A 12872-nucleotide genomic window follows, 5' to 3' on the forward strand; every position below is an offset into this window, starting at 1 on the left:
AGAATTGAATATCAGGAGCGAATAATGCAACTTAATCCCTCTGAGATCAGCGAGCTGATCAAGAGCCGGATCACGGGCCTGGAAGCGAGCGCTGACGTTCGCAATCAAGGCACGGTGATCTCCGTGACCGACGGCATCGTGCGCATTCACGGCCTGTCGGACGTGATGCAGGGCGAAATGCTCGAGTTTCCGGGCAACACCTTCGGTCTCGCGCTGAACCTCGAGCGCGATTCGGTCGGCGCCGTGATTCTCGGTGAATACGAGCACATCTCGGAAGGCGACGTCGTCAAGACGACGGGCCGCATTCTGGAAGTGCCGGTTGGCCGGGAACTCATCGGCCGCGTGGTCGATGCGCTTGGCAACCCGATCGACGGCAAGGGCCCGATCAACGCGAAGATGACCGATGCGGTCGAAAAGATCGCCCCGGGCGTGATCTGGCGCAAGTCGGTGTCGCAACCGGTGCAAACGGGTCTGAAATCGATCGACGCGATGGTGCCGATCGGCCGCGGCCAGCGCGAGCTGATCATCGGCGACCGCCAGACGGGTAAGACCGCAGTGGCCGTCGACGCGATCATCAACCAAAAAGGCAAGGACCTGATCTGTATTTACGTCGCGATCGGCCAGAAGGCTTCGTCGATCGTGAACGTGGTCCGCAAGCTCGAAGAAACGGGCGCGCTCGATTACACGATCGTCGTCGCCGCGTCGGCCTCGGAATCGGCCGCGATGCAGTATCTCGCGCCGTACGCGGGCTGCACGATGGGCGAATACTTCCGCGACCGCGGGCAAGACGCGCTGATCATTTATGACGATTTGACCAAGCAGGCGTGGGCATATCGGCAGATCTCGCTGCTGCTGCGCCGCCCGCCGGGCCGCGAAGCGTATCCGGGCGATGTCTTCTATTTGCACTCGCGCTTGCTCGAGCGCGCCGCCCGCGTGTCGGAAGAGTATGTCGAGAAGTTCACGAACGGCGAAGTGAAGGGCAAGAGCGGCTCGCTGACGGCGCTGCCCATCATCGAAACGCAAGCGGGCGACGTGACCGCCTTCGTGCCGACGAACGTGATCTCGATTACCGACGGCCAGATCTTCCTCGAGACCGACCTCTTCAACGCCGGTATCCGTCCTGCGATCAACGCGGGTGTATCGGTGTCGCGCGTGGGTGGTGCGGCGCAAACGAAGGTCATCAAGAAGCTTTCGGGCGGTATCCGTACCGATTTGGCGCAGTATCGCGAGCTTGCCGCTTTCGCGCAGTTCGCATCGGACCTCGACGAAGCGACCCGCAAGCAGCTCGAACGCGGCCGTCGCGTGATGGAACTGCTCAAGCAGCCGCAGTATCTGCCGCTGCAAGTGTGGGAGCTGGCGGTTTCGCTGTTCGCCGCGAACAATGGCTACCTCGACGACATCGACGTGAAGCAGGTGCTGCCGTTCGAAAAGGGTCTGCGCGAATATCTGAAGACGAGCCATGCTGACCTGGTGAAGCGTATCGAAGACACGAAAGACTTGTCGAAGGACGACGAGGCCGCGTTGCATGCCGCCTTGAAGGACTTCAAGAAGTCGGGTGCTTATTGATCCGCGAGGCATAACGACCTTGAGGCCGCGCGCGGCGGGAAGTTGAACGACGCGCGGCTTCGATCAGCTGTGCATGGGGCCTGAATAGCAGCTTTGCATGGGGCTACAGTAGGTGCTAAAGCACCAACTGTAGCCGACAGCTAAAGCGCTAACTCAGCCCGGCAAGGGAGCAAGCAATGGCTGGAATGAAGGAAATCCGCGGCAAGATCAAGAGCGTGCAAAACACGCGCAAGATCACCAAGGCGATGGAGATGGTGGCCGCATCGAAGATGCGCCGCGCGCAGGAACGTATGCGCTCCGCTCGTCCGTATGCCGAGAAAGTCCGCGATATCGCTGCGCACATGAGTCGTGCCAACCCCGAGTATCGTCACCCGTTCATGGTGTCGAACGACGGTGCGAAGGCGGCCGGCATCATCCTCGTCACGACCGACAAGGGCTTGTGCGGCGGCTTGAACACGAACGTGCTGCGCGCGTCGCTGCAAAAGTTCAAGGAGCTCGACGCGAAGGGCCAGACGGTCGAAGCAACGGCCATCGGCAGCAAGGGCTTTGGCTTCCTGAACCGGTTCGGCGCGAAGGTCGTCTCGCACGTCGTGCAGCTTGGCGATACGCCGCATCTCGAAAAGTTGATCGGTGCCGTGAAGGTGCAGCTCGATCTGTACTCCGAGGGCAAGGTCTCGGCGGTGTATCTCGCATACACGCGCTTTATCAATACGATGAAGCAGGAGCCCGTGATCGAGCAGTTGCTGCCGCTGGCGGCCGAGCACTTCGAGGGCGACAAGACAACGCCGAGTTCGACGTGGGACTACATCTACGAGCCGGACCCGCAAGCGGTTGTCGACGAGTTGCTGGTGCGCTATGTCGAAGCGCTCGTGTACCAGGCCGTTGCCGAAAACATGGCGTCGGAGCAATCGGCTCGCATGGTAGCGATGAAAGCGGCGTCCGATAACGCGAAGACCGTCATCAACGAACTGCAGCTGTCGTACAACAAGAGCCGCCAGGCCGCGATTACGAAGGAACTGTCGGAAATCGTTGGCGGTGCCGCCGCGGTTTGATGCTGAGCGATGCGCATGGCGCTAACCGCCGTGTACAGGCCGCTCGGAACTGCGCCCGTTGCGCGAGTGAAGAATTGAGTATCTAAAGGAAAAGCGATGAGTACTACTGCTTTGGTTGACGGCAAGATCGTACAGTGCATCGGCGCGGTGATCGACGTGGAATTCCCGCGCGAGCACATGCCGAGAGTCTACGATGCGCTCGTGCTCGAAGGCACGGAACTGACGCTCGAAGTCCAGCAACAGCTGGGTGACGGCGTCGTGCGTACCATTTGTCTTGGAGCGGCCGACGGCTTGCGCCGCGGCGTAATGGTCAGGAACACGGGCAAGCCGATTAGCGTGCCGGTCGGCAAGCCGACGCTCGGCCGGATCATGGACGTGCTAGGCCGTCCGATCGACGAAGCCGGTCCGATCAACGGCGAGACGCTGCGCTCGATTCACCAGAAGGCACCGGCGTTCGACGAGTTGTCGCCGTCGACGGAACTGCTCGAAACCGGCATCAAGGTGATCGACCTGATCTGCCCGTTCGCGAAGGGCGGCAAGGTGGGTCTGTTCGGTGGTGCCGGCGTGGGCAAAACCGTCAACATGATGGAGCTGATCAACAACATCGCGAAGGAGCACGGTGGTTATTCCGTGTTCGCGGGCGTGGGCGAGCGTACCCGTGAAGGGAACGACTTCTACCACGAGATGAAAGATTCGAACGTGCTCGACAAGGTGGCGCTTGTGTACGGCCAGATGAACGAGCCGCCGGGCAACCGTCTGCGCGTGGCATTGACGGGTCTGACGATGGCCGAGCACTTCCGCGACGAAGGCCGCGACGTGCTGTTCTTCGTCGACAACATCTACCGTTTCACGCTGGCCGGCACCGAAGTGTCGGCGCTGCTCGGCCGGATGCCGTCGGCAGTGGGCTATCAGCCGACGCTCGCCGAAGAAATGGGCAAGCTGCAAGAGCGCATCACGTCGACGAAGACGGGCTCGATCACGTCGGTGCAAGCCGTGTACGTGCCTGCCGATGACTTGACGGACCCGTCGCCGGCCACGACGTTCGGCCACTTGGACGCCACCGTCGTGCTGTCGCGTGACATCGCGTCGCTCGGTATCTACCCCGCGGTGGACCCGCTCGATTCGACCTCGCGTCAAATCGACCCGAACGTGATCGGCGAAGAGCATTACGCGATCACGCGCGGCGTGCAGCAAACGCTGCAGCGCTATAAAGAGCTGCGCGACATCATCGCGATTCTCGGCATGGACGAGCTGTCTCCCGAAGACAAACTGTCGGTGGCCCGTGCGCGCAAGATCCAGCGTTTCCTGTCGCAGCCGTTCCACGTGGCGGAAGTGTTTACGGGCTCGCCGGGCAAGTATGTGCCGCTCAAGGAGACGATTCGCGGTTTCAAGATGATCGTCGAAGGCGAATGCGATCATCTGCCCGAGCAAGCGTTCTACATGGTCGGCACGATCGACGAAGCCTTCGAGAAGGCCAAGAAGATCCAGTAAGGGTTGAGTACCATGGGGCCAGCGCCGGTGCATGCACTGCATTGCACTGGCTCCGGTCGAGAGCTGTGGGATTGGAGTCGATATGGCAACCATCAAAGTAGACGTCGTCAGCGCGGAAGAGCAAATCTTCTCGGGCGAGGCGAAGTTTGTCGCGCTGCCGGGCGAAGCGGGCGAGCTCGGCATCTTGCCGGGCCACACGCCGCTCATCACGCGCATCCGCCCGGGCGCGGTCCGCATCGAGGCCGAAAACGGTGACGAGGAATTCGTCTTCGTGGCCGGCGGCATTCTCGAAGTGCAGCCGGGCGCCGTGACGGTGCTGGCCGACACCGCGATCCGGGGCAAGGATCTCGACGAGGCGAAGGCTGATCAAGCGCGCAAGCGTGCGGAAGAAGCACTGCAGAACTCGGGCTCGAACCTGGAGTACGCAACGGCGCAGGCGGAACTCGCTTACGCTGTTGCGCAGTTGGCGGCCATTCAGCGGCTGCGCAAGATGCGGACGTCGCAGCACTGACGACAAGCGAAGGGCGAAGACTAAAAATGCCGTGCAGCGTGATCGCTGTGCGGCATTTTTTTTGTTGGTTTCCTGGGGCGTGATCAGGTGATCAGGTATCAGGAATAGGGCGACGTCATGTTGATCATCCACATGAGGTATGCATCGGTCTGTTCCAATGCATCGTCTTGCTTTCGCAACCGAACTTTGTCGTCTCCCGTTGCAGCGCCGGCCTCGTCGCGCACGACGTTGTCTTGCATCTGGACTCGCCAGCTCCATTTCTGATAGGCGTCGAATGTCTCGGCTGGGCTGCATGCGGCAATAGTCCCGAGCATCGCGATGCCCAGGCCCGCCCCAGTTGCCCGGACGACCAATCCTCGGCCTCGATGGCTGGCGGCGGACCCGGTAGTTGGCTCGTGCGTGGCGCGGTCAGTGCTGTCAACGGTCCGCGAACCTGTTGAGGCTGCGTAGGCGTTCCGATCGGAGTCCCGTCACTGTAGATCGCCATCGCGACGCCGATCCGATCAGGTGTGAGGCAATGGATACGCTCACGAAACCGCGCTCCCCCGCGTTCTGGGCGGCGCGGCGCAATACGCGGGTATCCCTTAGTGCGTGCAGGGCCTGCGCAGTGGCAGAATCAATCCGCAAAACGAGGGCATGGGACGAGAGACAACGCGATGCCAACCGACTACGCCAGCAACAAGCGCGGTGCCATGATTGCGCCGCAAGATGGTCTCTCCTATGTCCGCGGAGAAACCCATCCGCCGCTTTCCGACGCAACCGTCGGCGAATTCCTCACCGCAACAGCCAAGCGTTTCCCTGATCGACCCGCTGTCGTGTTCCGCGACCAAGGCATCCGCTGGACCTGGCGCGAATTCGCCGAAGAAGTCGACGTGCTGGCCGCAGGCTTTACCGCGCTCGGCGTTACTCGCGGAGATCGCGTTGGCATCTGGTCGCCAAACCGCGTCGAATGGCTGATGACGCAGTTCGCCACGGCCCGCATTGGCGCGATCCTCGTGAACGTGAATCCGGCCTATCGGCTCGCCGAACTCGAATACGCACTGAACAAATCGGGATGCACGGCAATCGTGACGGCTGAGCGCTTCAAGACGTCGATGTACTGCGAGATGCTGCGCACGCTCGCCCCCGAACTGGGCGGCGCGAACGGTGGCGAGCTGCATGCCGCTCGCTTACCGCAGCTACGCACCGTCGTACGAATGGGCGATACACCCAGCCCCGGCATGCTGACCTTCTGCGAATTGGTCGAAATGGGGCGTGCATCACTTGATGTCGCCGCACTCGATGCAATCGGCGCAACACTCGCGGCCCGAGACCCGATCAATATTCAGTTCACGAGCGGCACCACCGGTAACCCTAAAGGCGCGACACTGACGCACCGCAACATCGTCAACAATGCGCGCCATATCGCGATGGCGATGCGGCTCACCGAGAACGACACGCTGTGCATCCCGGTGCCGCTTTACCACTGCTTCGGCATGGTGTTGGCGGTACTGGCGTGCGTCTCGGCCGGCGCCGCGATGGTGTTTCCGGGCGAGGCATTCGACGCGGCTGCAACACTCGCGGCCGTATCGGAAGAACGGTGTACGGCGCTGCACGGCGTGCCGACCATGTTCATCGCGGAACTCGATCATCCCGAGTTCGGAACATTCGATTTGACGTCGCTGCGCACTGGGATCATGGCGGGCTCGCCGTGCCCGATCGAAACGATGAAGCGCGTCGTGGCGCGCATGCATCTGTCCGAAATCACGATCGCCTACGGCATGACGGAGACGAGCCCAGTCTCGTTCCAAAGCGCGACGACGGACCCGCTCGACAAGCGCACATCGACCGTCGGCCGGATCCAGCCGCATCTGGAAGCGAAGATTGTCGATGCTGCGGGGCAGATCGTGCCGGTCGGCGTGATAGGCGAGCTCTGGACGCGCGGCTACTCAGTGATGATGGGCTATTGGGACGACGAGGCCCGCACGAGCGAGGCCATCGTGGATGGCTGGATGCGAACCGGGGACTTGGCAACCATCGATGCCGACGGCTACTGCAATATCGTCGGACGACTGAAGGACATGCTGATTCGCGGCGGAGAAAACGTCTATCCCCGCGAGATCGAGGAGTTTCTGTTCCGGCACCCGAAGATTCAGAGCGTTCAGGTCTTCGGCGTTCCCGATCCGAAGTTCGGCGAGGAAGTCTGCGCGTGGGTGTCGTTGCGGCCCGGTGAGCAGATGACGGAGGAGCAACTGCGGGAGTATTGCGAGGGGCAAATCGCGCACTACAAGGTGCCGCGCTATGTGCGCTTTGTGCACGAAATGCCGATGACAGCGACCGGGAAAGTGCAGAAGTTTATCATGCGAGAGCGCATGATCGAGGAACTCGGGCTCGCGCCGCCAAAGACCTGCTGAACTGATACCTCAAGCCGGCGTGCAAACCCGTCAGGCAAAAAAAAAGCGGGCCAGCGGCCCGCTAAAAACCACACGCTACGGGGTTAGCGCGAGGAGACCAATGAAGGAACCTGCGAACACGGCACTTACCGCATTCGCAACGGCCCCAGCAAAGATGTTCCCATTGGGATTCGATCCGACTGATCGATGCTCGACAAATTGCCCGAATCAAATATTGGGCGTCGAATCACATCTGTGTTGAAACCGTTGAAGGGCATTGTGGGCGAATTGCCTTTGAGACGCGGTAACAAAGTGTTTCAGGATGTAACCCTCGCTGGGCAAGGGTTTGGCGCGCCTTTTTGCCGGTTCTACGGTAATTTGAGTCAATATTGCCGAATTATCGGCGCTTTCGGAATTGATTGCGGCGGCGAATCAAAATTAATCTCCGAGTTCAAAACGCTGATTTCATTTGATGCAACTGCGTCTCAATATAATCTGCAAAATCGTCCCGAAATGCGATGTTGCGTCGGCAAGACCGGGACGGACACCGGCGGGCACCCATCATCGTTTCTTTTCGCCGACGCTCAGCGACCTCGCCAGGACTCATTTCAACCATTTATCCGAAATGGCCTGGAATTCCCCCGTCTCGCGCGCCAGATGCAGCCATTGGTCGACGTACTGCTGATAAGCCACATCGCCGCGCGGCACCATGTACGCTTTCTCTCCATATTGGAACGGCTTGAACGGATGGATCGAGCAGAGGCCCGGGTTGAGCTTTTGCTGCAGCAGCGTTTCGGACGCATCGGTGACCATCACGTCGGCCTTGCCGGTCACGATCTGCTTGAAGATCGTGACGTTATCGGGATACACGGTCAGCGCCGCGTGCGGCAGATACTCCTTGGCGAAGCGCTCGTTGGTCCCGCCCGGATTCACGATGAGGCGGGTCGTCGGTTGATCAATCTGCGCGACGGTTTGGTACTTGCCGGCGTCGGCGCATCGCGCGATGGGCGTTTTGCCGTCGATCATGTAAGGCGCCGTGAAAAACACGTGCTTCTGACGCTCGAGCGTTGTCGAGACGCCGCCCACCGCGATGTCACATTTCGCGATGAAATCCTTCGTCAGGTTGGGCCAGGTCGTCTTCACGTATTCCGTCTTGACGCCAAGCGATTTCGCCAACGATTCGGCCATCTCGACGTCGATTCCTTCGAACGTGCCGTCCGGCTTCAAAAACGTGTACGGCTTGTAATCGCCCGTCGTACATACGCGCAACGTGCCACGCGCCATGATGGTGTCGAGCCGCGAGGCCGGCGCGGCGTCGCCGGCGGTTTGCGCAAGCGCTGTGCTCGTGAAGACAAGGCCGATCAGGCTGGCAACAACAGTTTTTCGCATCGAGGGTCTCCTTCGTCGAGTGTCGATCGTCGGTTGAATGGGTGTTCGTCGAGATCGTAACAGCAGCGCGATCGTCCGCGTACCGTGCCGATGCCGCGGCGCGCTTCGCCGCTCCGGTAGAATGGCCGCTTTCCTTGCCCGCACCGTTCGCGTAACCAACGTGGCCTCGACCCTCATCAACGACACCTTCTTGCGCGCTTTGCTGCGCGAGCCTACTGATTACACCCCGATCTGGCTGATGCGCCAGGCCGGCCGCTATTTGCCCGAATACAACGCGACGCGCGCGCGCGCCGGCAGCTTTCTCGGTCTTGCCACGAACCCGGAATACGCGACCGAAGTGACGCTGCAGCCGCTCGAACGCTATCCGCTCGACGCGGCGATTCTCTTCTCGGACATCCTGACGGTTCCCGATGCGATGGGGCTTGGCCTGTCGTTCGCGGCGGGCGAGGGCCCGCGCTTCGCACGGCCGGTGCGCAGCGAGGCCGACGTCGCGCGGCTTGCGGTGCCGGAGATCGGCGAGACCCTCGGCTACGTGACCGACGCCGTGCGCGAGATCCGGCGCGCGCTGACCGATGGCCAGGGCCGCCAGCGGGTGCCGCTGATTGGCTTTTCCGGCAGCCCATGGACGCTTGCCTGCTATATGGTGGAAGGCAGCGGCTCGGACGATTTCCGGACCGTGAAGGCGATGCTTTACAGCCGGCCCGACCTGATGCATCGGATTCTCGAGGTCAACGCGCAGGCCGTGGCCGCCTATCTGAACGCGCAGATCGAAGCAGGCGCGCAGGCGGCGATGATCTTCGATAGCTGGGGTGGCGCGCTTGCCGACGACATCTTTCAACAGTTTTCGCTCCACTACATCCGGGAGGTGGTGCGTGGCCTCAAACGCGAGCACGAAGGGGCGCGCGTGCCCGTTATCACATTCACGAAGGGCGGCGGCCAGTGGCTCGAAGAGATCGCCGATGCGGGCGTCGATGCGGTCGGCGTGGACTGGACGGTCGATCTTGCCCGCGCGAAATCGCGGGTCGGCGCTCGCGTCGCGCTACAAGGCAATCTTGACCCCGCCGTGCTATTCGCACCGGCCGAGACGGTCCGCGCGCAAGCGCGTGCGGTACTGGAACGATTCGGCGCCGGCCCCGGACATATCTTCAACCTCGGCCACGGCATCTCGCAGTTCACGCCGCCCGAGAGCGTGGCCGAACTGGTCGACGAAGTGCATACGGCGAGCCGCGCGATGCGAGGCGCGAGTCACACGGCGTGACCGAGCCGGCCCGACGATGACACTTTTATTGCATTGCAGCGAACTGGGCTCTCGCTCTAAGGGGCAACCCTCGGGCATGGTCGCGTCCTCCGGTCATTGCGTCGTTGTCAAGACTTGACTTATACACATTCTTCACGTTGCGCCGCAGTAGAGAGAGGGCAGGTTGACGGACCACTGCAAACGATGTAGTTCGCGCTGGCTGGCCTTGTTCGACAAGGGTTTGCGGGCGATGCCCAAAAGTGTGCGGTAGCCCACGGAACGGCGCGCCGGCGCCGTTTGACGCCTTCGGTAGGCCAGTTTTCAACAAAGTTATCCACAGGCGGCACGCCGTGCCGCGCAATCCTCAGGAAGATCCTCAACTTAGCGGCGAATGTCATGTTTTACTTTAAGTTCGCGCCCGTCGTCTCGGAGCCTGTCGATCGGGCATCCTGCTTTTTCGCGCGACGTAGAGGATTTCCCAGGGTATGAGCGAGGTCTTTGTCCGGGTTGCGCTCGACCACCCTGTGCCGACGCTGTTCGACTATCGGTGCGATCCGTCGCTCGCGCCGCAACCAGGCATGCTCGCGAGCGTGCCGTTCGGCAAGCGGGAGGTCGTGGGGCTCGTCTGGGAAGTGAGCAGCGCCAGCGATGTGCCGCCCGCCCGGTTGCGCGACGTGCGCGCGCTGTGTACGGCGTGCCCGCCGCTCGGTGCCGACTGGCTCGCGCTCGTGACGTTTGCGAGTGATTACTATCAACGTTCGGCCGGAGAAGTGGCGTTGCCCGCGTTGCCGCAGGCGTTGCGCGATGCGACGCGCTGGGGGCGGCTTTGCGTGCGCAAGACGTTCTTTGCGGCCACTGAAGCGGGCCGTGCCGCCTTGCCTGAGGCGCTGCCCGCGCGCGCCGGTGCGTTGCGCCGGCTCGCAGCGGCGCTGATCGAACGCGAAGCGCTGGATGCGGACGACGCGCGAGCGTTTCATCCGAAGGCGCGCGCCACGCTCAACGGATGGCAGGCGCAGGGTTGGGCGAGCGTTGTCGAGCGCGATGTCGCCGAGCCGCGGCCGTCGGCCGCGCACGGGCACGCGTCCGGCGCATTGGGCGGCGTTCGGCCGTCGCTCACCGACGAGCAGACGCAGGCGGTCGCGGCGATCGCCGCGGCGCAGGGCTTCGCGCCCTTCTTGCTGCACGGCGTGACCGGCAGCGGCAAGACCGAGGTCTATCTGCATGCGCTCGATGCGCTGTTCACGGCACGGCCGGACGCCCAAGCACTGGTACTCGTGCCCGAGATCAACCTGACGCCGCAGTTCGAAGCGACGTTCCGTGAGCGCTTCGCGGCCGTTCATGGCGATGCGGCCATTGTCACGCTGCACAGCGGCATGGCGGACGGCGAGCGCGCTCAAAGCTGGCTTGCCGCTCATCGCGGCCACGCGCGCATCGTGCTCGGTACGCGTCTCGCGGTGCTGGCATCGCTGCCGCGGCTCGCGCTGGTCATCGTCGACGAAGAGCACGAGCCGGCCTACAAGCAGCAAGAAGGGCTGCGCTATTCGGCGCGCGATCTGGCAGTGTGGCGCGCCAAGCAGCTTTCGATACCGATCGTGCTCGGCTCGGCCACGCCGTCGCTCGAAAGCTGGTGGCAGGCCGAGCAGGGCCGCTACCGGCGGCTCGCGCTGACGCGTCGTGCGGTGGCCGCCGCCGTGTTGCCGACGGTTAGGATGATTGATCTCGAGGATGAGCGCAGGCGAGGCCGGGCCAGCGTGGACGGGCTCTCGGGGCCGCTCATGGCGGCTTTGAAATCGCGGCTCGAGCGCGGCGAGCAAAGCCTCGTCTTCCTGAATCGGCGTGGCTACGCGCCCGTGCTTTCCTGCGACGCCTGCGGCTGGGTGGCTGGGTGCCCGCGCTGCAGCGCTTATGTCGTTTTACACAAGCCCGAACGTGCGTTGCGCTGTCACCACTGCGGGTGGGAAGCACGTGTCCCGCGCGCCTGTCCCGATTGCGGCAACGTCGATATTGCGCCGCTGGGCCGCGGCACGCAGCGTGTCGAGGAAACACTTGCCGCCTTGCTGCCCGGCGCACGTATTTCCCGTATCGATGCTGACAGCACCCGGCGCAAAGGCAGCGCACAGGCGCTCTTTTCGGACGTGCACGCGGGCGAGGTCGACATCCTCGTCGGCACGCAGATGATCGCGAAGGGGCACGATTTCCAGCGTGTTTCACTGGTCGGCGTGCTCAACGCGGATGCAGCGCTTTTTTCGCACGACTTTCGGGCGGGGGAACGGCTTTTTGCCCAATTGATGCAGGTCAGTGGTCGCGCCGGGCGCGCCGGGCTGCCAGGGGAGGTGCTCGTGCAAACGCGTTATGCGCGCCACGCGCTCTATCAGGCGCTGGCACGGCACGACTACGTGGGGTTTGTCGATGCGACGCTGTCCGAACGGCGCGACGCGCATTTGCCACCGTTCGTGTACCAGGCGCTGCTGCGCGCCGAAGCGCGCACGTTAGAGGCCGCGCTGGCGTTCTTGCAGGCCGCCGCTGCGGCGCTCGCCGGCATCGATTCGGCGGCGCGCGTGACGATCTACGACGCCGTGCCAATGACCATCGTCAAAGTGGCGAACGTGCATCGCGCGCAATTGCTGGTTGAAAGCGCCTCGCGCGCGGCATTGCTTGCAGCGCTGCGAGCATGGCAACCGGCGCTGCGCGCGACGAAAGGCGTGCTCAGATGGAACCTCGAAGTGGATCCGCTCGATATCTGAACCGCCGGCGGGCAGCGCGGCCGGGTTGTCGTCAGTTACACCCAGCGCAACCGCATCCGCGAGGCGCGGGCACGCGTGCGCATGTCGATGGCATAGCCGGGTCGCGCGACGCGTGTGACGGCGACTGCGCTTCGCGCGGGTGCCGCCCTGGCGCCGCTTGAGCGGTTGCCGGTGACGGGCCGAGTACTGGCATTCATGTGGGCAAAGCATCTGAATTCTCAAAGTAGGTTGCGGCATGCGCGCGTGTGCGCGCATGCCGGGCCGTTCGCGTCCCGTGTATTAACGGCGGCTTCTCGCGTCGAGTTCCAATGCTTCGCGCTGTGCGTGTTCCGCCCTCAGACGCGTGTTGCGTATGCGCGCCAGCGTCACGGCCCGGCCCATTGCCGGCGACGAACCGCGAACGAAAAGTGCGAGGCACACCACCGTCGCTGCCCAGATGGCGCCTAATACAAGCCACTTTTCCATTTTTGCCTCTCCTTTCGTTCCGCGCTCGGTGCTCAGGGCTCTGCC

At 62.8% G+C, this 12872-nt stretch carries 10 protein-coding genes; 7 read left to right on the top strand and 3 right to left on the bottom strand.

Annotation, left to right across the window (positions count from 1 at the left end; genetic code table 11):
* Positions 1-24: 24 nt before the first annotated feature.
* From atpA to ACSQ20_RS19215, 4 genes are all read left to right on the top strand, one after another.
* The gene (atpA, locus tag ACSQ20_RS19200; protein WP_436022750.1) at positions 25-1566 is read left to right on the top strand and encodes a F0F1 ATP synthase subunit alpha; all 1542 of its coding nucleotides are present in this window, start codon (positions 25-27) and stop codon (positions 1564-1566) included.
* 176 nt (positions 1567-1742) lie between these two features.
* A complete protein-coding gene (gene atpG / locus ACSQ20_RS19205; RefSeq protein WP_436022752.1) occupies positions 1743-2618 on the top strand; it encodes a F0F1 ATP synthase subunit gamma in 876 nt (291 codons plus the stop codon).
* Positions 2619-2714: 96 nt separating this feature from the next.
* Positions 2715-4109, top strand: coding sequence for a F0F1 ATP synthase subunit beta (gene atpD, locus ACSQ20_RS19210; RefSeq protein ID WP_436022754.1), 1395 nt, complete (start codon positions 2715-2717; stop codon positions 4107-4109).
* 82 nt (positions 4110-4191) lie between these two features.
* A complete protein-coding gene (locus ACSQ20_RS19215) occupies positions 4192-4620 on the top strand; it encodes a F0F1 ATP synthase subunit epsilon (RefSeq protein ID WP_436022756.1) in 429 nt (142 codons plus the stop codon).
* Between the two features lie 98 nt (positions 4621-4718).
* Here the strand turns inward: ACSQ20_RS19215 and ACSQ20_RS19220 are convergent, their stop codons facing one another.
* Positions 4719-4973, bottom strand: a complete 255-nt coding sequence (locus ACSQ20_RS19220) for a hypothetical protein (RefSeq protein ID WP_436022758.1) — start codon at positions 4971-4973, stop codon at positions 4719-4721.
* A gap of 303 nt (positions 4974-5276) precedes the next feature.
* On the opposite strand from ACSQ20_RS19220, the gene ACSQ20_RS19225 reads away from it, so the two are divergent.
* The gene (locus tag ACSQ20_RS19225; RefSeq protein WP_436022760.1) at positions 5277-7013 is read left to right on the top strand and encodes an AMP-binding protein; all 1737 of its coding nucleotides are present in this window, start codon (positions 5277-5279) and stop codon (positions 7011-7013) included.
* A 582-nt stretch (positions 7014-7595) separates the two neighbouring features.
* On the opposite strand, the gene ACSQ20_RS19230 is transcribed toward ACSQ20_RS19225, so the two are convergent.
* Complete coding sequence (locus tag ACSQ20_RS19230) at positions 7596-8381, bottom strand: transporter substrate-binding domain-containing protein (protein ID WP_436022762.1); 786 nt, start codon at positions 8379-8381, stop codon at positions 7596-7598.
* A gap of 160 nt (positions 8382-8541) precedes the next feature.
* Here ACSQ20_RS19230 and hemE point away from each other — a divergent pair, with 160 nt between their 5' ends.
* Together hemE and ACSQ20_RS19240 are read left to right on the top strand one after the other, a co-directional pair.
* A complete protein-coding gene (gene hemE, locus ACSQ20_RS19235; protein WP_436022764.1) occupies positions 8542-9639 on the top strand; it encodes a uroporphyrinogen decarboxylase in 1098 nt (365 codons plus the stop codon).
* A gap of 464 nt (positions 9640-10103) precedes the next feature.
* A complete protein-coding gene (locus ACSQ20_RS19240) occupies positions 10104-12362 on the top strand; it encodes a primosomal protein N' (protein WP_436022766.1) in 2259 nt (752 codons plus the stop codon).
* A gap of 279 nt (positions 12363-12641) precedes the next feature.
* On the opposite strand, the gene ACSQ20_RS19245 is transcribed toward ACSQ20_RS19240, so the two are convergent.
* Positions 12642-12827 (bottom strand): hypothetical protein, encoded by a 186-nt coding sequence (locus ACSQ20_RS19245; RefSeq protein ID WP_436022768.1) that lies wholly within the window; start codon positions 12825-12827, stop codon positions 12642-12644.
* Positions 12828-12872 lie beyond the last annotated feature (45 nt).

It is taken from the genome of Trinickia sp. LjRoot230 (assembly GCF_964253315.1).
Classification (GTDB): domain Bacteria; phylum Pseudomonadota; class Gammaproteobacteria; order Burkholderiales; family Burkholderiaceae; genus Trinickia.